The sequence below is a fragment of the Lactiplantibacillus dongliensis genome (assembly GCF_005405105.1).
Classification (GTDB): domain Bacteria; phylum Bacillota; class Bacilli; order Lactobacillales; family Lactobacillaceae; genus Lactiplantibacillus; species Lactiplantibacillus dongliensis.
This window is the reverse complement of record NZ_BJDK01000003.1, coordinates 76,188-95,685: the sequence shown is the minus strand read 5'-3', so window position 1 is coordinate 95,685 and position 19,498 is coordinate 76,188. Positions and strand designations below refer to the sequence as shown.

The 19,498-nt window shown below is 46.7% G+C and carries 15 protein-coding genes and 1 other annotated feature; of the genes, 12 read left to right on the top strand and 3 right to left on the bottom strand.

Annotated elements, in window-relative coordinates:
* The first annotated feature begins 141 nt into the window (after positions 1-141).
* The 7 genes from FFM80_RS01175 (at position 142) to FFM80_RS01145 (ending at position 5,685) form a co-directional block, all read left to right on the top strand.
* Positions 142-945 (top strand): hypothetical protein, encoded by an 804-nt coding sequence (locus FFM80_RS01175; protein ID WP_137639145.1) that lies wholly within the window; start codon positions 142-144, stop codon positions 943-945.
* A gap of 79 nt (positions 946-1,024) precedes the next feature.
* Entirely contained in the window at positions 1,025-2,005 is a 981-nt protein-coding gene (locus FFM80_RS01170; protein WP_137639144.1) for a serine hydrolase, read from the top strand.
* 536 nt (positions 2,006-2,541) lie between these two features.
* Positions 2,542-3,537, top strand: coding sequence for a dihydroxyacetone kinase subunit DhaK (dhaK, locus tag FFM80_RS01165; protein ID WP_137639143.1), 996 nt, complete (start codon positions 2,542-2,544; stop codon positions 3,535-3,537).
* 14 nt (positions 3,538-3,551) lie between these two features.
* Positions 3,552-4,139 (top strand): dihydroxyacetone kinase subunit DhaL, encoded by a 588-nt coding sequence (dhaL, locus tag FFM80_RS01160; RefSeq protein ID WP_137639142.1) that lies wholly within the window; start codon positions 3,552-3,554, stop codon positions 4,137-4,139.
* Positions 4,136-4,504: a dihydroxyacetone kinase phosphoryl donor subunit DhaM gene (gene dhaM, locus FFM80_RS01155; protein WP_137639141.1), complete on the top strand. Its 369-nt coding sequence runs from the start codon at positions 4,136-4,138 to the stop codon at positions 4,502-4,504. Before dhaL ends, dhaM begins: the two co-directional genes overlap by 4 nt.
* A gap of 16 nt (positions 4,505-4,520) precedes the next feature.
* Positions 4,521-5,228, top strand: a complete 708-nt coding sequence (locus tag FFM80_RS01150; protein ID WP_137639140.1) for an MIP/aquaporin family protein — start codon at positions 4,521-4,523, stop codon at positions 5,226-5,228.
* 166 nt (positions 5,229-5,394) lie between these two features.
* Complete coding sequence (locus FFM80_RS01145; RefSeq protein WP_137639139.1) at positions 5,395-5,685, top strand: type II toxin-antitoxin system HicB family antitoxin; 291 nt, start codon at positions 5,395-5,397, stop codon at positions 5,683-5,685.
* Between the two features lie 93 nt (positions 5,686-5,778).
* Here FFM80_RS01145 and brnQ read toward each other — a convergent pair whose 3' ends face one another.
* Positions 5,779-7,170: a branched-chain amino acid transport system II carrier protein gene (gene brnQ, locus FFM80_RS01140; protein ID WP_137639138.1), complete on the bottom strand. Its 1,392-nt coding sequence runs from the start codon at positions 7,168-7,170 to the stop codon at positions 5,779-5,781.
* A gap of 71 nt (positions 7,171-7,241) precedes the next feature.
* Positions 7,242-7,496: a binding site (T-box leader), on the bottom strand.
* Positions 7,497-7,881: 385 nt separating this feature from the next.
* Between brnQ and FFM80_RS01135 the strand changes: the two genes are divergently transcribed.
* Positions 7,882-9,624, top strand: a complete 1,743-nt coding sequence (locus FFM80_RS01135; protein WP_137639137.1) for an ABC1 kinase family protein — start codon at positions 7,882-7,884, stop codon at positions 9,622-9,624.
* 104 nt (positions 9,625-9,728) lie between these two features.
* Here the strand turns inward: FFM80_RS01135 and FFM80_RS01130 are convergent, their stop codons facing one another.
* Positions 9,729-10,739: an AraC family transcriptional regulator gene (locus FFM80_RS01130; protein ID WP_137639136.1), complete on the bottom strand. Its 1,011-nt coding sequence runs from the start codon at positions 10,737-10,739 to the stop codon at positions 9,729-9,731.
* Between the two features lie 267 nt (positions 10,740-11,006).
* On the opposite strand from FFM80_RS01130, the gene FFM80_RS01125 reads away from it, so the two are divergent.
* Positions 11,007-12,587 (top strand): alpha-L-rhamnosidase-related protein, encoded by a 1,581-nt coding sequence (locus FFM80_RS01125; protein WP_137639135.1) that lies wholly within the window; start codon positions 11,007-11,009, stop codon positions 12,585-12,587.
* Between the two features lie 473 nt (positions 12,588-13,060).
* Here the strand turns inward: FFM80_RS01125 and FFM80_RS01120 are convergent, their stop codons facing one another.
* Positions 13,061-13,720 carry an MIP/aquaporin family protein gene (locus FFM80_RS01120; RefSeq protein ID WP_307722446.1) on the bottom strand — a complete coding sequence of 220 codons (660 nt, stop codon included), beginning with the start codon at positions 13,718-13,720 and terminating at the stop codon, positions 13,061-13,063.
* A gap of 750 nt (positions 13,721-14,470) precedes the next feature.
* On the opposite strand from FFM80_RS01120, the gene FFM80_RS01115 reads away from it, so the two are divergent.
* Genes FFM80_RS01115 through FFM80_RS01105 form a run of 3 tightly spaced genes read left to right on the top strand, consistent with a single transcriptional unit; the run spans position 14,471 to position 19,447 of the window.
* Complete coding sequence (locus FFM80_RS01115) at positions 14,471-15,592, top strand: exonuclease SbcCD subunit D (protein ID WP_137639133.1); 1,122 nt, start codon at positions 14,471-14,473, stop codon at positions 15,590-15,592.
* 2 nt (positions 15,593-15,594) lie between these two features.
* Positions 15,595-18,732, top strand: coding sequence for an AAA family ATPase (locus FFM80_RS01110; protein WP_137639132.1), 3,138 nt, complete (start codon positions 15,595-15,597; stop codon positions 18,730-18,732).
* A gap of 25 nt (positions 18,733-18,757) precedes the next feature.
* Positions 18,758-19,447 (top strand): YjjG family noncanonical pyrimidine nucleotidase, encoded by a 690-nt coding sequence (locus tag FFM80_RS01105; protein WP_137639131.1) that lies wholly within the window; start codon positions 18,758-18,760, stop codon positions 19,445-19,447.
* Positions 19,448-19,498 lie beyond the last annotated feature (51 nt).

Genomic DNA, 19,498 nt, shown 5'->3' with positions numbered 1-19,498 from the left:
GTTAACCAGCTAACGTGGCTTGCTAGACTGAAATCATTAATCCCATGACTAATATTTGGCGTCGCTTATTGTAGTTATGACAGAGTTAGTTTACACTAAAAATTGTAAATGATTTTAGCAACAATCTTTGGAGGAGTTTTTATGATACTTAAAAAACGGTGGTTAGCTGCATTAGTCACGTTACTAGCAGTTGGTAGTTTGGCTGGTTGCGGGTCCAACAATGCGGGTAGTGGTAAGGTGTTGGGTAAGCATGCCAGCAGTAGTCAGACTAGTACTGCAAAATCAACCAGCAACACGGATAACAGTAAGCTGAAAAAGGCGGAAGCCATCTTAAAAGATGCCCAAGCTTTGAATGCAGATGGTAAGTATAAACAATCTAACAAGAAGCTAAGCTCAATTGATTTAGCGGATTTAAATAAAAAGTCATTCAGTGCGTTGAAGACCGAGTTCTTCACGTTGCAAAAGAGTAATGACAAGTTCTTGTTGAAGAAGAGCAAGGACAGCAGCAATAAATCAACAACGACTAAGAGTGGTAGTACGGCCACCACCACGACAGCCAAATCGACGCCCGCCACGAATAATAGTTTTGACAGTTATTCCAAATTTGTCGGCGATTACTCATTCTATAATTATGATGAAGACCGGCTGCAATCTGACTTAACGATCAGTTCTGATGGGACCGTTGTCCAGAATAATACGGACGGGTCGGCTTTCCATGGGGTCGCGACGGTTAAAGCATCCGGCGCTTCCGGCATCTTATCTTACGATGTGACTTCAGATTCCAGTGATACAAAGAGCATCAAAGCTGATGTTGAAATTGACGTCACTTGGAGCGGCGGCGATCATGAAACCTACTATGGGTATACCTCTTATGATAATTACAGTGTCTTAACGGATGGTAAATCATATGACGGCGACTTAGTTAATGAAGTCTGGGTCCAATAATGAACTGAAACCGTGCTAAACCAGCTTGAAATTAGCCGGTTTGGCATGGCTTTTTTAGTTGGATACGAGGAGATTAGAAATGAAAAAATGGGGTATCTTACTTTTAGGGAGTCTCTTAGGTGTTGTCCTGTTGAGTGGTTGCCAGTCAAAATCAACTAAAGTCGCACCTAAAACGAGTTCAGCTAGTCGGCAGTCAGCTAAAACCAGCGCATCTCAGTCAACATCTAAAGCGAAGTCGGCCGTTGCTAAACGAGCAAGTTCAAAGCCTAAAGCGGCAGTAGCTTCACCATTCAAAGGTATTGTTCAACAGACGATGGGTAAGCTAGGTGGTCAGAATTCAGTCTATATTCAGACGACCACGGGGCAAACGTATCAGTGGCATAATCAATCGCAAAAGGCTGCCAGTGATATCAAATTATTCATCTTAGCGACCGTTTATCAACAAGTTGCCGCTGGAAAATTGAATTTGGCGACGACCTATACTTTGAAAGCCACGGATAAGGTTGGCGGTACGGGGAGCTTGCAAGGGATGGCGACTGGCTCGACATTTACAATTCAGGAATTACTCCATTATATGATGACGGTTAGTGACAATACGGCGACCAATATTGTGATTGATGAAGTCGGTGGAATTAGTGCCGTCAATCAGGAAATCAAGCGACTCGGCGCGTCACAAACGGTGTTGCGCCGCAAAATGATGGATCAAAAAGCGTTGACGGCGGGTCGGGATAATGTCACGTCGGTGCGTGATCTGGGTCAATTGTTGATGAAATTATGGCATCATCGGTTAATCTCGACAGCGGCTGATACGGCGATGTTAAAGTTAATGGCGGCGAATACGAACCATACGAAGCTACCGAAGCTACTGCCAGGGACGCGGACCGTTTACAATAAGACCGGTGAGTTTGATACTTATGGCGTTGAAAATGATGCAGCTATTTTCGTACAAGGTCAGCGGGCAGTCGTGCTTGTGGCCTTGTCACAAGGGGGACAGTTATCACAGCAGGTGCCGGCGATGAATCAGTTGGGTAAACAGGTGGATGTGGCGGTATTTAATTAGTAGTGTTGGAAACATGAAATTGGTTGATAAGATAAATTGTAAATTGACCAAGTTGGTCAATTACAGAAGTTAAATTTCTGGGTGGTACTGGCTTGGCTTTTGTTTTAGACTGATAATAGATTACTATACGTGGAGCTACTTAGGTTTTAAATGATAGGAGTTGATGCTTGGTCTTGAAAACTGACCTTGGTCTAAGTCCGAGTAGACCACTCGCATTAAGGCCAACGACATGGTTGAGTATTTTAGTAACCAACTTCTCGGCTAAATAAGTGGATTATGAATAATCAATCGTTGATTTTTCAATCCCCGTTAGTTAACGCCGGGCGGGCCAGAATTGGCTCAGTGGTGTCGTTTATCTTAGTCGGTGATTTTCCGACTTAGATAAAGCCCGGCTTGGAAGACCGCCCTTTGGCTTCCAAACGCGGCCACCACGTTCCAGCCGATTCTGGGTCAACCAGAGTGGCAATTTAAGTCAATTAGCACCAAGCGTAGTAGCTATAATTGTAAGCGAATTCAAGAAAGGATTGTGACTCATAATGAAGAAAATTCTGAATGATCCTAAAGACGTTGTCTCCGAAATGGTCGATGGGCTAGTGCGCGCTTATCCGCAATATTTAACGCAACTACCGGATACCACGGCGATGGTACGCAGCGACCAAGCCTCAATGGTTGGTAAAGTTGGTCTCGTCAGTGGTGGTGGCAGTGGTCATGAACCGAGTCATGCGGGCTTTGTCGGCAAAGGGATGCTGAGTGCGGCCGTGGCTGGTCAAGTCTTTACATCACCAACCCCAGACCAGATCTATGCCGCCATTAAAGCGGTTGACCAAGGTAAGGGCGTGTTTTTAATCATTAAAAATTACTCAGGCGATGTAATGAATTTTGATATGGCGAAAGACATGGCAGAACTGGATGATATTGATGTGAAGTCAGTGGTCGTTGATGATGATATCGCGGTCGAAGATAGTCTGTATACCCAAGGTCGGCGCGGTGTTGCGGGGACGGTACTGATGCATAAAGTCTTAGGGGCAGCCGCAGATCAAGGTGCTAGCTTGGATGAACTCGATCGGTTGGCCCATGCGGTCTTACCGCAGATTAAAACGATTGCGGTTGCCTTATCCGCGGCCACGGTCCCTGAAGTCGGCAAACCTGGTTTTGAGTTGGCCGATGATGAGATTGAATATGGGGTCGGAATTCACAGTGAACCCGGATATCGCCGCGAAAAGATCAAGCCATCCAAAGCCTTAGTGGCAGAATTACTAGGTAAATTAGATGAGTCCGGCCATTTAGACAGCCAGCATCAATACGCCGTTTTAGTGAACGGCATGGGTGCGACACCGTTAATGGAACAATACGTCTTTAGTCATGACCTATTGGATGCTTTAGCTGAAAAAGGGATTAAACCGGCTTTTATGAAAGTTGGTAATTATATGACGTCAATTGAAATGGCGGGTATCTCATTGACCCTATTTGACTTAACCGATGCTAAATGGCTGGATTATTTGAACTATCCCGTTGAAACGATTGCTTGGTAGAAAGGACGGATGGCATGTTAACAACAACGCAAACGATCGCGTGGTTAAACAACTTCGCGGATAAGATTGAGACGAATAAGGCTTATTTGAATGACTTGGATACGCCGATTGGTGATGGTGATCACGGGAGTAACATGGTCCGTGGCTTGACAGCCGTTAAGGCGACTTTAGCTGATAAAAGCAACGCCGATTTAACAACAGTTTTCAAAGCCACTGCGCTGGCGTTAATTAGTAAAGTTGGCGGGGCGGCTGGACCGTTATATGGCACGGCTTTTTTGGAAATGGCTAAGGCCAGCAAAGATGGTGTCACCGACTTAGGCATCTTGCTAGCAACGGCGTTGGCGGGGCTAAAAAAACGTGGCGGGGCCGCGACTGGCGACAAGACATTGGTTGATGTCTGGAGGCCAGTCTTAACAGCTGTTCATGCTGATCGGTTAACATCGACCGTGATTAAAACGGCTGTTGAAAGGACCAAGCCAATGGTAGCTAAAAAAGGCCGCGCATCCTACTTGGGTGACCGGTCAATCGGGCATCTCGATCCGGGTGCCGTCTCCAGCGGATACTTATTTACCGCGTTACTAGAAACGGTGGTCCAATCATGAGTTTAGGCATTGTCGTTGTCTCACATGTGCCAGAAGTGGCGGCTGGTGTGGTTACATTGATCAGACAAGTGGCCGCTAATGTGCCGATAACTTACGCTGGCGGGACTGACGACCAGCTGATTGGGACCAGTATGGCCAAGATTAGTACGGCTTTTGAAGATAATTCAGCTGACGAACTATTGGCCTTTTATGACCTTGGCAGTGCGAAGATGAATCTTGAAATGGCAATTGAGATGAGTGATAAAACGGTGCATTTATACGACACGGCGTTAGTCGAGAGTGCGTACACTGCGGCTTCTTTACTGCAGGCTGGGGTGCCGTTAGCAGCGGTTGAAGCGCAGTTAGCGCCATTAAAAATCAAGTAAGGGTCGGTGAAGTGGGATGCAAGGATTTTTAGGTGAATTTTTAGGAACCATGGTTTTAATCGTTTTTGGGGTTGGTAGTGGTGCGGGGGTTAATCTGAAACGCACGTATGCACACGCGCAGAATTGGACGTTTATCTCCTTAGCTTGGGGATTAGCCGTTACATTTGGCGTTTATGTCGCAGGTCAATTCGGGTCGCAAGGTCATTTGAATCCAGCCGTGACGATCGGGTTCGCGTTGTTTGGGTTCTTCTCTTGGGCACAAGTCTTGCCTTATCTACTCGGACAATTCTTAGGTGCGTTTGTGGGCGCGGCCATTGTGATTGTGCAATATTATCCACATTTTAAAGCTGCTAAGCGCCCAGTAGATGGGAATACGGTCGGTATCTTTGCTACCGGGCCAGCGATTCCCAATCCCGTCTTTAACTTTTTAAGTGAAACGATTGCGACGTTCTTCTTTATCTTCCCATTATTGAACTTAGGGAACTTTACGCAAGGCTTGAAACCATTGATTGTGGGCTTATTGATTGTTGTGGTTGGGTTAACCCTTGGCGGAACGACCGGCTTTGCGATCAATCCGGCCCGGGATTGGGCCCCGCGGTTGGCGTACACGATTTTGCCTGTACCCAATAAATCTAGTGCAAACTGGTCATATGCTTGGGTACCGATGTTTGGCCCCTTATTAGGCGGTATTTTGGCCGCGGGATTGCAAGCTTGGATTGCTTAAGCATGCCTGTGAAGTCTGACGATATTGTCAGGCTTTTTTTGATCGGGTTGCCAAGCATAGTTAGCGATAATGACTTTAAATCAGTCAGAGTTGTAGCCGTATTTGGTAAGTACTTGATGAGTAGTCGTGGTAAGCTCAAGGCAAACATTCACTAGAGGTGGCTATGATGAACGACCGTTTTCGTGTTTATCCAGTGAATATTAGTTATGAACCTGATGATACTGATGTACCATACTTGGTCACGATTCCGCTGTTTGACGGTGTGACGCAAGGGGTGTCGGTCGCCGACAGTATGCGAATGGCGCGTGATTATATTGAGTTAGTAAGTTGTGACTGGGACCCAGATGACCTGCCAGCTGGGACGACCAATCTGCCGGTACCGCTACATCCGGGTGATCTGGTGGTGTTAGTCGGTGTTGATTTAAATCGTTATCGTCAGGGGATTGAAGTATTGTAATCTGAAACTGGCGCCACAAAAACAACCGCTAACGACGAGCAAACTCAGCTGAGCTGGTTTCGTCATTAGCGGTTGTTTTAGGTTTGAAAATAATTAATCGCGATTGCCAACCGTCGTCGTGGCCCGATTACGTGATCGTTGTCGCATCATGTAATGTAAAGTGCCAAAGACCGCGCCAACTAAGGCTGGTACTAACCAGTCCATGCCACTAGCAGCTAATGGCATGAAACTTTGAACGTGCGCCATGGCTTGTCCAAGGGCACTTTGGCTAACGACGGCAGGAAAGGCCGCAACCATGTCGAAGACGGCCGGGACGACAGTGAAGACAACGACCCAGCGGTAAACGACCGCGTCTTGATGGAACAAAGGTGACAAGATTGATAAGAAGATCAATGCCATTGCGAGTGGGTAGAGGAACATTAACACGGGTGTTGACCAGGCGATGATTTGGTTTAAGCCGATGTTAGCAGTCAAAAATGACGCTAAGCAAGTGATCCGTAACCAAGCTTTGTAGCTTAAGAAACTGAAATGCTTATGGAAATCTTGGGCAAAGGCCGCAACTAAGCCAATGGCAGTCGTTAAGCAAGTGGTGATGATTAAGACGGCTAACACGGCTTGGCCGAAAGTGCCCATATAGTGATTGACGATTTGATTAAAGGCGACCCCGCCATTAGCAGAAAGTTTGAACATGCCTAATGATTGGGCACCGACTAAGATTAATAAGACATAGATCAAGCCTTCAAATGACATGGAGAATAACCCAGCGCGGGCAGTGACCCAAGCGGCTTTGTTCGGGTCAGTTTGGCCCATGAATTTAACGGCCGTGACGATGGTAACGCCTAAAGCTAAGCCGGCTAAGGCATCCATTGTGTTATAGCCTTGTAAGAAACCATTTGTAAATCCAGCATTGACGTAAGCGGCGGTCGCAGTCGTATTGCCAGCGTGAGCGAGTGGACTGCTAAAAGCAACGAAGAACACGACGACTAAGAGTAAGAGGAATAGGGGATTAAGTAGCTTCCCGACCCGATTCATGATTTTATGTTGTTCTAGTGATAAAACGTAAGCTAAGCCAAAGAAGACGGCTGAGAAAACGAGTAAGGCAACGGTTTGATATTTAGCTGCGAAGAATGGTGCCAGCCCAACAGTAAAGGAAACTGTGGCGGTCCGTGGTGTCCCGAAGAATGGGCCGATGGTAAAGTGAATCAAGACCATGAAGACGATGGCGAAGGTTGCACCTAAAGGCTTCCCAATATCATAAACGCCTTTGGATTTTGTGACACAGACCGCTAAAACAGATAATAATGGCAATAAAACAGCGGTGACTAAGAATCCAACGGCGGCCATGCCCCAGTGACTACCGGCTAGTTGGCCGAGATGTAAGGGGAAAATCAAGTTGCCAGCCCCGAAGAAGAGCGCGAAGATCATGGAGCTTAACGTGACATAATCACGTTTGGTTAAGTTTCGTTTTTGAACTTTATTTAGCATATATGTAAACCTCCATAATTTTAAATCGGTCAAACAAAAAACGTCCTTGCAAGCTGAGTTTTGACTCAGATTACAAGGACGTTTAAAACGCGTTACCACCTTAGCTTCACGATCACATTACTGTCATCGCCTTAAAGGTACGGTCAGTGACCGGTCACTGACGATACCCTGGCTCGATAATGGGAGCACCCAACGACAACTAGCACCTACGCTTCGTCATCGCCGCTCAAAACTGATTTTCGGTTACGGCTTCTTTATGCCCTTTCACCAAGTCGGCACTCTCTAAAAAAGAAGTCGCAACGTACTGTGTTTATCAACGCGTTTGTTAACCGTTTTTTAATGTGTCTTTAATTTACAACCAGTTTGAGAAATTGTCAACGTTTTTTCTGAAAAAGTTTAAATCGATAGTGCGAACTGGTTGGGAATGATGGATAATGGAGATAATTATTTGTGACTCTGGTTGGGGCTAGAATTGGCCGGAACGTGGTGGCCACGTTTATGAGCCAAAGTGTGGTCTTATCAGCCGGGCTTTGACTAACTCGGAAAATCACCGACTAAGTCAAACGACACCACTGAGCCAATTTTACCCCGCCCGGCGTTAAATGGATTTAAAATTCGTTGGCTGGCTGCTCGATTCATGGAATTTATTTACAGCAGTCTCAAGCAGAATCACAGTAGCACTAAATTTAAGCTAAGAAAGCAGGTGACGGCATGGCGACGACCGATTCAAAACGTATTCCCACTTGGCAGAGTAACCAAAATCGGCATACCCGATTTCGAACGATTGTTAGTGTTTTACGTAAATATAATGTATTGAGCAATTTAGCGCGGCAAAAACACCCGAGTCAAGTTCGGATGGCTTTTGAAGAGCTGGGCCCGACGTTTATTAAGATTGGCCAGATCTTGTCTTCACGGACGGATATCGTCAAGCCGGCATTTGCTAATGAATTTAAGAAACTGCAGGATAATGTTCGCAGCGATGATTTCAGTGTGGTCAAGCAGACTATTGAAACGCAGACCGGTAAGCCGATGACTGACATGTTTGCCGATTTTGATGAGCGGCCATTTGCTTCGGCCTCAATGGGACAAACACATCACGCAACTTTACTGAATGGTCAAAAAGTGGTGGTGAAGGTCCAGCACCCTGGGATTGACGCAGAAGTTGCGCTAGATATTTCATTGTTTGAACGGGCGTTACCTTTGTTGAAGTATATCCCGGAATCATCAGTTGTTGATTTACGTGAGATGGTCGCTGAGATTAAACGGTCATTATTCAATGAATTAGATACGAGCATTGAAGTGCGTAACGGCACCCGTTTCTACCGGTTGAATAATCATGATGATATTATTCAAGTTCCACGAGTTTACGCGGATTACAGCACCCAAAAAGTATTGGTCAATCAATATATGGCGGGGACGAGTATTCAACATTTTCTGGCGAAAGTGACGGCCGCCGATGCGGATGAGAATCATCAGTACGATGACGAACGGCGGTATTTAGCCCATACGTTAGTGACTAATTTCTTAAAACAAGTTTTTGAAGATGGCTTTTTCCATGCTGATCCGCATCCAGGTAATATTTTGTTACGGGAATTGAAGTCGAGTGATATTGGGTACACGGATAAAGCACCGCGCAAGCCCGGCCATTTAGGTCAACGGACGTTACCACCGTATCGGCTAGTTTATTTGGATTTTGGAATGATGGGGGCCATTAGTCCGGCGTTAATGGACGGGATTGCGAACGTGGTCATTGCGGTTACGACTGAAAATACGCGACAAGTGGGGAAGGCCATTCTTGCAATCTCTAATCGCACCGGTACGGTCGATGAAGAAGCGTTTTTCAGCGCGTTAGCCCCATTTTTAGGTCAGTATTATAATTCCGGATTAGGCGATATTGATTTCCAAGGATTACTCTTTGAAATGGTTAAAGTCTGCCGTAATAATAATATTCAAGTTAATCCGGCGGTGACGATGCTCGGTAAGGCGTTTGGGACGATTGAGGGCATTGTTGAGATGCTGGATCCGAGTCTTTCCATGATGGATGTGGCGCGGCCCTTTGCGCGTAAATATATGCGCGAACATTTGAATTTACGCAATGAATTGGAAGACGCGGCTTTAGCGACGTTGCAAGGCCTCCGCGATATGCCTAAGTTGCCATCGCGGTTGTTATCGGCGCTGGATACCTTTGAAAACGGACAGACTCGAGTGAATATCGTGTTCTCACATCGGCAACAATTCATTGATCGGATTGATACGATGGTCAATAAAGTCGTGCTCGCCGTTATTCTGGCTGCCTTGATCGTAGGTTCGTCGTTGCTGGTTCAGAGCCATTCTGACAATAGTTGGATTACCAACATTGGGATATTTGGCTATGTGACAGCGGTGGTCGTGATTATTGGTCTGACGATTGGGACGCTGCATTCTTGGTATCGGCATTGGCGCCGCAAGCCCTAACGATTTTGAACCCGGCAGGACTGGCATCGGCATTGTTGTCATTTGAATAAAGTTGGTAAAAGCCGCAGGACACTGCTTTAGCAGTGACGATGCGGCTTTTTTAGTTAGGGGAGTGATTGGAATTTAATCCCAGTAGGTGAGGCCACGGTTGACTGTTGTGCTTTGTATTGGGCGGGGGTCAAGCCTAAATATTTCGCAAACAGTTTAAACAACGAGGGGGCACTCTGGTACCCAACCCGGGCGGCGATTTCAGCGACTGAATAGTTGGTCTCCAGCAATAGTTCTTGGGCTTCGGCTAAGCGCTTTTTGTCAATTAAGCCTTTAAACGTCCGGCCCGTTTCGGCTTTTAATTTATTGCCAAGGTAGTTTTTGTTATAGCCGAACTTTTCGCCGAGGTCGGCTAGTGTTAGCTGAGTGTAGTGTTTGTCGATATAGCTCAAAAGTTGCATCAAATTATTATCGGCGTCGGCAGCATCTTGAGCGGTCACTTCGATAGCATTAGCGAGTTCGGTCAAAATGAGTGACAGGAGTAGATTCATAGAGCGACTGCGATAGCGGTCATGGCCAAAGCCCTTAATAATCAGTTCATTAAGGAGCGTGGTTGCCATGGTATTTTGGCGGATATCAAAGACGACGAAATTATTATGAATGGCATCAACGCGCGACGCATTTACCATAAATTCAGTTGCTAGGTTTTTAGACTGGGCAAGATTGGTTAGGATATTTGTCAGGATAGAATCATCACGGACTAAAATATTAATCAGAATATCGTCTTGGCCAATGTAGTCGATTTTTTGCACGATGTCTTTATCCATCAAGATAATCTCGTGTTCACGAAGCTCGATTTTTTCGCCGTTAATATATTGGGTACTGTGGCCGGCATACATATAGTTAAGTTCAATAAAGTCATGGGTATGGGCGGGCATGTATGAGTAGCGATGGTGCTTGTTAATGAAGATATTGCCACGCTTGAAAAAGGTGGCTTTGGGCATCTGTGGGGCTTGGTTAGGCACGGCTGTAGTTTGGACATCATGGACGTTACCACCGTGTAACCGTTGTTCTGTTTCGACTGGATCTTCAGCCCGTAAATACTGATCTAATATTTTGAAATCCATGTCACATCCTCCTTGTAATCGCTTTTAAATCTATTATACGCATAAAGTAGTGGCTGAACAGTTAAATGATACTGACCTGTGATTACGCAATCATTTGTGTGTGGTTGTCATATTGAATTCCAGTCTGAGGCGTTGTTTAATTGATGATGAAAGCGATATCAATTAAATGATTAATGATGTTTGAAGCTAGTTAAACTTGCCATTTACTGGTTATTAACGCTGGCTAGCGCCAAACGTCATTAATTAGACTTAAAGGAGCGTTTTAAGATGGCATTTACATTTCAAATTAATCACGATGTTCAATTTAATCATGATGCCGACTTACTGGCAAAGGCCGAAGCCAACCGACCAACGTTGCAACATGCGGTCGTAAAACCGCAGCGGCTAGTCAAAATTGTGGCAGACGACACGGCCTTTAATGGGTTTCGAGCGGAGCCTAGTGATCAGAATATTCAGCAGTTACCCAGTTATTTGTTGAAGAAAGATGATAAGTTAGTTTTGGATTTTGGTGATCATCAAGTGGGCCATTTTGCCATCGACATTGATGCCGTCGGGTCGCCGATGGATGCGCCGTTGACGCTGCATTTAACTTTTGCAGAGACCCCAGCCGAAATTGGGGTCGATGCAGCCAGTTATGATGGTTGGCTCAGTAGTTCTTGGATTGCGGAAGAAACGTTACACTTAGATGTACTACCGACACACCTCGCTTTACCGCGTCGTTATGCGTTCCGGTATGTTGAGATTGATGTGAAAGATACCTCACCGAAGTGGCAGGCCAGCTTCAGTAATCCAACGGTCACCACCAGTAGCGCGGTTAAAATGTCAGCGGTTCCGGCCGTTAAGATTGATGACCCGGAATTAAAACGGATCGATGAAGTCAGCATCAAAACGTTGCATGATTGTATGCAAGACGTCTTCGAAGATGGCCCTAAGCGTGATCGGCGCTTGTGGTTAGGTGATTTACGTTTGCAGGCGCTGGCTAATTACGCCACTTTTGATGATGCGACCCTAGTTAAGCGGTGCTTGTATTTATTTGGCGGGATGACGGCGACGGATGGGAAGATCCCAGCGAATGTCTTTACGTCACCCAAGTTGACCCCGGATGATACGTTTATGTATGACTACGGCTTGTTCTTTATCTCGACGTTGAAAGACTTCAATGATCGCTATCACGATCAACAAGTTTTGACCGACCTTTACCCAATTGCGAAAAAAGAATTAACGGTGGCGCTGACCCAAGTTAACGCTCAAGGGTTATTGGTGCCCAATGAAGACTGGCCAGTCTTTGTTGATTGGTCCAATGATATCGATAAGACGGCTGCCGGGCAGGCTATTTTAATCTACGTCTTGAAACAATTTGTCGTGCTCGCACATGCTATGGCTGACCCGGAAGCTGCTAAGTATGACGAGTTAATTCAGACTTATACTGACGCGGCCATTCAGACTTACTATGATGCTGATCAAGGGCTATTTGTGAGCGGCCCTAAGCGTGAGGTTAATATTGCCAGTCAAGTTTGGATGGTCTTGGCGCACGTGTTAGATGACCAAGCTAATGAGGCGTTAATGACGGCGGCAGTCGCTAAATGTTTCCCAGTAACTGGAATTGCGACACCGTATATGTATCATCATATTGCCGCGGCGTTGTTTGAAGCGCACCACCAAGCTGATGGGATTCAGCTGATTAAAGATTACTGGGGAAAGATGGTTTCGTTAGGGGCGGATACGTTCTTTGAAGCCTTTGAACCAGAAGACCTCCAGTTTTCACCCTATGGCAGTCCAATTCTAAATAGCTATTGTCATGCTTGGAGTTGTACGCCGACGTATTTGATTCGAAAGTATGTCGTGTAATTGTGTTCTAATTAATACGCTTGGTGGCAATTAGAATTGCCGCCTGCCGGTTGGTTCCTAAAATGCTGGAACGCCATGGGTCATTTTGAAGCCAAAGTGCGGTCTTCAAAGCTGACCTTGGCCTAAGTCCGAGTAGACCACTCGCACTAAGGCCAACGACACGGCTGAGCATTTTAGGAACCAACCTCTCGGCTAAATTTGTGGTCGACAATAGATAATCATCGTCAACTAACGCCGGGCGGGCCAGCATTGGCTCAGTGGTGTCGTTTATCTTAGTCGGTGATTTTCCGACTTAGATAAAGCCCGGCTTTCGAGACCGCTCTGTGGCTCGAAAACGTGGCCACCACGTTCCAGCCGATTCTGGCCCAACCAGAGTGGCAATTTATGCCAACTAGCGCTAAGCGTTAATTAACGTAAAAAAGCCAAAATAAAACCACTAACGAAATTCTCGTTAGTGGTTTTATGCGTCTAGATTAATCTTCACTACCCAATAGCCGTGAGCAGTAAGCGGCGAGAACCGCGCCAACTTCGGGGGCCAAGATGTAGACCCATAAGTGTGAAACGGCAGTGCCACCAACAAAGATGGCTGGGCCGATTGAACGGGCGGGGTTCAAGGAACCACCGGTCAAGTTCAACGCAACGATGATTAAGAAGGCCAAAGTGACCCCAATAATCAAACCAGCGAAATCGCTATTGCCATGAGCCGCGCTCGTGACATTTAAGATGACCATTAGGAAGATGAACGTTACTAAAGCTTCAACGAAGAAAGCCATACCACTGTTGATCTTACTAAAGTCGGTCTGACCGAGTGAGTTGGTTGCTAAACCGGCCGCACTCACGAAACTACGGATAGCCGCGGAAGCTACGATTGCGCCCAAAATCTGGCCCACAATGTAGCCAAGGGCATCTCGCATTTCCATCCGACGATTAATAAGCATCGCGGTGGTGACTGCAGGGTTAAAGTGCCCACCTGAAATGCCGCCAAAAGCATAGGCGGAAACGGTGATGGCTAACCCAAAGGCCAACCCAATCGTTAAAACGTCGCCCTTACCGATGACGACGGCGCCAGTCCCAAGAAAGACCAGCATGAAGGTGCCGAGAAATTCGGCGAAATATTTGCGCATAAAAGCCACGCTCCTTTTTTAGAATAGATTGCTGATACAGCCTTATTTTACAATACTTTTGGCTGGGTCGCTTGTAATATACTTATGATATTAATGATTTAGATAAGTTAAATACAATTGTTTTAGTCGACTGACAGCGGCCTGAGCCTTGGAATGGCGGCAAACTGATGATTAGCAGAGACTAGCCCTGGTGGCGAGTATAAAAATGATGTTAGGCCCATGTTGGTTGACGGTAGCCCGCTGAGTTGGTTAACTTAACCAAGAGACATAGAAAAGACGAATTGTAGATGATTGATAACTGTCACTCTGATTGGCCCAGAATCGGCTGGAACGTGGTGGCCACGTTTTCGAGCCACAGAGCGGTCTCGAAAGCCGGGCTTTATCTAAGTCGGAAAATCACCGACCAAGATAAACGACACCACTGAGCCAATTCTGGCCCGCCCGTCGTTAACTAACGGGAAATAAAAAATTAACGATTGATTATTTTTCGTTTCAGCATTTTAGCATCTAACTGGCAGGTGCAATTTCAACGAGCACTACGCGTGAATTATATAATGATGGTACTTTTTAAACCAAAATTGACTCGCAACTGCTTTATAATTAGATAAGCTTGGTTGGACCGAAACCGTTCCAGCATTTTAATAATCAACCTAGTAGGCGACAATTTTAACGAGCACCAAGTGTCATTAGATTAGTTATGCAGTTGATGAGATAAATGATTACAGAAATGAAGACAAAACTTAAAAGGGGGATCACCAGATGCGTTTTTTACATACGGCCGATTGGCATTTGGGTAAAAAGTTACATGGGTTTGATCTGCAGGCGGAGCAGCAGGCCGCGTATGAGCAGATTTTAAAGTTGGCGCTTGATGAACAAGTGGATGCAGTGGTGATTGCTGGCGACTTATACGACCGGGCGATTCCGAACGAAACGGCGGTTAAACAATTAAATAGCATGTTAATGGATATGAACTTAACGCACCAGTTACCCTTATTAGCCATTAGTGGGAATCATGATAGTGCGGCCCGGTTGCGGACTGGGAGTGCGTGGTTTAAGGCGACGAACTTCTATCTCAATACGAAGTTGAGTCAAGCTTTTACACCGATTGTGATGGGGGATACCCAATTTTATTTACTGCCTTATTTTGAACCTTTTGAAGCGCGGCAGTACTTTGAAGATGATGACTTACGTACCGTTCAACAGGCAATGGTCAAGATTGTGGCGGCGATGCAAGCGACTTTTGATCCTGATAAAAAGCACGTTTTAGTGGCGCACTTTTTTGCAGCTGGGAGTGAACATGTTGATTCGGAAACGCAAGTCACAGTTGGTGGCCTGAATGCGATTCCGGTTGACTTGTTAGCACCGTTTGATTACGTGGCACTAGGCCATCTGCATGGTAAAGATGCTTTGCAAGCAGAACGAGTCCGGTATAGTGGGTCACCAGTTAAATTCTCGGTTTCCGAGGCTACGCAGACAAAGGGTGTTTGGATTGTGGATACTGATCCATTCAAATTAACCTTTAAACCGTTAACCCCGATTCGGGATGTACGGGTTTTAACGGGGAGTTTCGAGGAATTAACGACACCGGCTTTTTATCAGCAGCAAGCCCAAGATGATTATCTGGCTGTTCAGCTAACTGACCGACGGGTGATTCCTAATGTGATGCAAGCTTTGAGGGCGGTTTATCCACATATTATTGAGTTAGAACGGGTCAATGGTCCCGTCTTGACGAACAATCCCGCCACTAAGATTGATCCAAACCTTGATCCTATGACGTTGCTAGCAAAGTTCTTTGAGCAGACTACCGATGACGACTTGACTGATCAGCAGCAGCAGTGGGCGCAGACGGCGCTAACGGCGGCGATGAAAGAGGAGGGGTAACGATGCGACCATTAACGTTAAAATTAGACTTTTTCGGTCCATATCGGCATCAAACGATTGATTTTACCAAGTTCAATGATTTCCCCGTCTTTTTGATCAGTGGTAAGACTGGTGCCGGGAAGACGACGATCTTCGATGCAATGTGCTTTGCGCTATTTGGCGGGACTTCCGGTGGTGACCGTGAAGTCCGGCAGATGCGCTCTGATTTTGCGACGATGACGGATACGACCAGCGTCACCTTTACATTTGCCCATGAGGCGCGGACTTATCGGATTGTTCGGGAACCTGAACAGATTGTTGCCAAGAAGCGTGGTGAGGGCACTCATAAGCAACCGGCGGCGGTCACCTTGACCGTTTTTGACGCTGACAATCAAGAAGTCGATGAATATACGAAGGTTAATGCGGTTCAGGGGTACGTGCGGGAATTGCTACAGTTGACGCGTGAGCAGTTTTCACAGATTGTCCTATTACCCCAAGGTCAATTTCGGCAATTCTTGATGGCGAATAGTGATGACAAAGAGAAAGTTTTGCGCGATATTTTCGGGACGAGCTTATATAGTCGTTGGGCCGGCCAGCTTAAACAGCAATTAAAGCAACAGCAAAAAGCTAATGAGGTGGCCACTCAAAAGTTACAGACGTATCAGCAGCAGCTAACCTGGCAGGACTTATCTGCCGAAGATGCGGCTGGGCTTGCACCGCAAGCTGCTGTCGATCAGCAGTTAATTGAACAGCAGGCCCAACAAGCCGCCTATCAAGAACTAGCTAGTCAATTTAAAGCGGCTAAAGCCACTTTAAAACAAGCCCAGACAGCTGAGCAAAGTGGTCAGCTACTGCAACAAAATCATGCAGAATTAACCAAGTTATTAGCTGACCAACAGGCGTTAACCACGCAAGCGGCAGCCATTGACCAACAGCGCCAACAGATTGACGGCTTGGAATGGGTGCAAACGCTGGCAACAGTGGCTAAACAGCTACAAACAGCGCAACAACAAGTCCAAACGCAGACCACACGTCAAGATAAGTTAACGATACGGCAACAGCACTTAACCAGTGAACAGCAAGCTGCCAAAACAGCCGTTCAACAAGTCGCTGCTCAGGCAGCGACTGCTAAAGCGCGACAAGCGACCATGACGACGTTAACTGCCCAAAAAGCTGTTTATGAGCAGGTCGATCAAACCGCAGCCGCACTAAAACAAGCCCGACTGAAGGTGACTGACGCGCAAGCTGCACAATCGGCAGTAGCGGTTAAGTTACAACAAGCTGATGCGACGCAACAACGGTTGAGCGCTACTAGTGACCAGTTGCCGGAATTAATGCAACAACAGGCCAACCTAACCACGCAACGTCACGATTTGGATGCTGTGGCGACGCAAAGTAAGTTAGTAGAAAAGCAGCAACGCTTAGTTGAGCGACAACAGGCGACGATTACTAGTCAGGTAGAAGCTGTGACCCAGCAACAAATGGTAGCCGATCAAACCTTGGCAACGTATCAACAAGTAGATAGCGACTGGGCGAGTGAACAGATTGCGATTTTAAGTCAACATTTGCAACCTGGCACCCCCTGCCCAGTCTGTGGGAGCTTGGGACACCCGGCGCCGGCACCGACTGATACGGTAACGGTGTCCGAAGCAGCTGTTAAAGCGGCCCAAACTAAGCATAATCAGGCGGCCGCTAAGTTGGCTGATCTGCAAGGTCAGCTTAAAAGCTTGCAGACGCAGCAGGCCACGGCGCAACAAGCGTTAACAGAGGCGGAGGCAGCGTTGCAGCAGGTCGTTACTAGCAAACTAACCCTAACTTATACCACGCTAGCGCAATTACAAACTAAGATGACTGAACGTCAAGTTCAACTGGATAGTGACGTGGCTGCTAATCAAAAAGCGCAAGCCGCGGCGCAGTCTGCTAAGACGGCGTTAGCTGAATTGACGGCCACGATGACGGAGTTACAGCGCCAACAACAGCAACAAGCTACGGCAGTTACGACGGCGCAACAAGCCGTCGTCCAATTAGAAACCAAGTTGGGGGATCAGCAACAGCAATTATCACCAGATTACCCGACCCTACAAGCTCTAGAAGCCTATTTGCAACAGTTGACGATGGCTCAGCATAGCTATGAACAAGCCGACACGCAATCCCAACAACGGTTAAGTACCGTCGAAGCTCAATTAACGGCCACAACGGCACAGTTAAAAACTGCTGGTACAGATCTAGCGGCTGCCAAGTCGATGGTGATTGACCAGCAACAGTACTTAACGGCGGCTATGGTGACGCGGTGGGGGGCGGCTGATTTTGACCGCTTAACGGCCCGACTAGCCGCTGTTGAGCAACTGCCAGCATTACGGACGGCCATTAAGACGTATGATCAGCAACAGTCACAACTAACGGGGCGGATTGAAACGGTTAAACAAACGATTGCTGATCGTCCAGTACCTGATGTAGCGGCATTGACGGCGGCTGTCACTGAGGCAACAACGGTCGCGCAACAAGCTGAAACGGCTTATTACCACTTGCAGCAGACGATGCAAGCGAACCAGAAGCTAGTCGAGCAGATGCAGCAGATTCTGACACAAGTCCATGACCAACAGGCAGCCTTGGCTCAGTTGGCCCAATTATCGGCGGTTGCCAATGGGAGCGGCCAACAGAAGTTGAGCTTAGAACGCTTTGTCTTACAAACTTATTTGCAAAAGGTTCTGGCAACTGGCAATACTCGGTTGCGGCAACTGACTGGCGGCCGCTATCAATTCCAACTAGATGAAGCAGTCGGCACGTATCGTAACGGTACTGGTCTTGAAATCAATATCTATGATGACAATGCCGGGAAAGTTCGTAGTGTGCATACGTTGTCTGGTGGTGAGAGCTTTATCGCAGCGTTGTCCTTGGCATTGGCGTTAGCAGAAGTGATCCAGAATCAAGCTGGCGGCATCAAGATTGATGCTTTGTTTATCGATGAAGGGTTTGGATCGCTGGATGAGGATGCTTTAGCGATGGCGATGGAAGCCTTACAGACGGTGGAGGGCCAATCGCGGATGATTGGAATTATTAGCCATGTCAGTGAATTAGAGGAACAATTACCGGCTCAATTACAAGTGATTCCGAATGGCGATGGGGAGAGTCATGTGCAGTATCAATTAGAATTCGACTAAGGTTTAAATCAAGGAAGGTGACAGAATGGCCAAGCAATACGCCATTTTTGACTTGGATGATACCCTTTTAGATTTCACGCGGGGTGAAGCTGAAAGTATCACTAAGTTGTTAAAACAGTGCGGTATTACTGATATTCAGCACGGGTTAGAGACTTATACCCGAGTTAATCTTCAAGTTTGGCAGCAGATTGAACAGGGAGCCGCGCGGGAACCATTACTGGAACAGCGGTTTACCCAAGCATTTAATAAACTGGGCGTAACCGTGAATGGTGCCGCGTTGGAACAGCAATATAGCCAAATGCTTGATCATAATTATTATACGCTCCAAGGGGCTCCGCAGTTATTACGGCAGTTGCAGCAAGCGGGGGTTCATTTAATCGTTGGGACTAATGGGGTTAAGTCTACACAGTTGAGCCGCCTAGCGGGTGCGGGACTGACGCCGTACTTTGAACAAGTGGTAATTTCTGAAGATGTGGGCTATGCAAAGCCGGATGAACGTTTCTTTACGCCGATTTTTAGGCAACATCCAGCACTGACGAAGGCCAATACACTGATGATTGGTGATCGGCTACAGTCGGATATTTTAGGGGCGCGCCATGCTGATCTCGATAATGTGTGGTTTAATCCGCATCATCGCGCCAATCAGGAAGGGTATCAGCCCACGTATGAAGTTGATGATTTTGACGGGCTGAAGCAGCTCTTGTTGGCTGAATAACAAGACTGTTCAGACTAATCAATGTTTCACGTGAAACAAATGAGGAGAGAA

What these genes read in the sequence shown, in the direction of transcription:
- dhaK (WP_137639143.1), top strand. Translation starts at nt 2,542, where the DNA reads ATGAAGAAAATTCTGAATGATCCTAAAGACGTTGTCTCCGAAATGGTC.
- FFM80_RS01125 (WP_137639135.1), top strand. Translation starts at nt 11,007, where the DNA reads ATGGCATTTACATTTCAAATTAATCACGATGTTCAATTTAATCATGAT.
- FFM80_RS01110 (WP_137639132.1), top strand. Translation starts at nt 15,595, where the DNA reads ATGCGACCATTAACGTTAAAATTAGACTTTTTCGGTCCATATCGGCAT.
- FFM80_RS01145 (WP_137639139.1), top strand. Translation starts at nt 5,395, where the DNA reads ATGAACGACCGTTTTCGTGTTTATCCAGTGAATATTAGTTATGAACCT.
- FFM80_RS01130 (WP_137639136.1), bottom strand. Translation starts at nt 10,739, where the DNA reads ATGGATTTCAAAATATTAGATCAGTATTTACGGGCTGAAGATCCAGTC.
- brnQ (WP_137639138.1), bottom strand. Translation starts at nt 7,170, where the DNA reads ATGCTAAATAAAGTTCAAAAACGAAACTTAACCAAACGTGATTATGTC.
- FFM80_RS01135 (WP_137639137.1), top strand. Translation starts at nt 7,882, where the DNA reads ATGGCGACGACCGATTCAAAACGTATTCCCACTTGGCAGAGTAACCAA.
- FFM80_RS01175 (WP_137639145.1), top strand. Translation starts at nt 142, where the DNA reads ATGATACTTAAAAAACGGTGGTTAGCTGCATTAGTCACGTTACTAGCA.
- dhaL (WP_137639142.1), top strand. Translation starts at nt 3,552, where the DNA reads ATGTTAACAACAACGCAAACGATCGCGTGGTTAAACAACTTCGCGGAT.
- FFM80_RS01105 (WP_137639131.1), top strand. Translation starts at nt 18,758, where the DNA reads ATGGCCAAGCAATACGCCATTTTTGACTTGGATGATACCCTTTTAGAT.
- FFM80_RS01115 (WP_137639133.1), top strand. Translation starts at nt 14,471, where the DNA reads ATGCGTTTTTTACATACGGCCGATTGGCATTTGGGTAAAAAGTTACAT.
- dhaM (WP_137639141.1), top strand. Translation starts at nt 4,136, where the DNA reads ATGAGTTTAGGCATTGTCGTTGTCTCACATGTGCCAGAAGTGGCGGCT.
- FFM80_RS01170 (WP_137639144.1), top strand. Translation starts at nt 1,025, where the DNA reads ATGAAAAAATGGGGTATCTTACTTTTAGGGAGTCTCTTAGGTGTTGTC.
- FFM80_RS01150 (WP_137639140.1), top strand. Translation starts at nt 4,521, where the DNA reads ATGCAAGGATTTTTAGGTGAATTTTTAGGAACCATGGTTTTAATCGTT.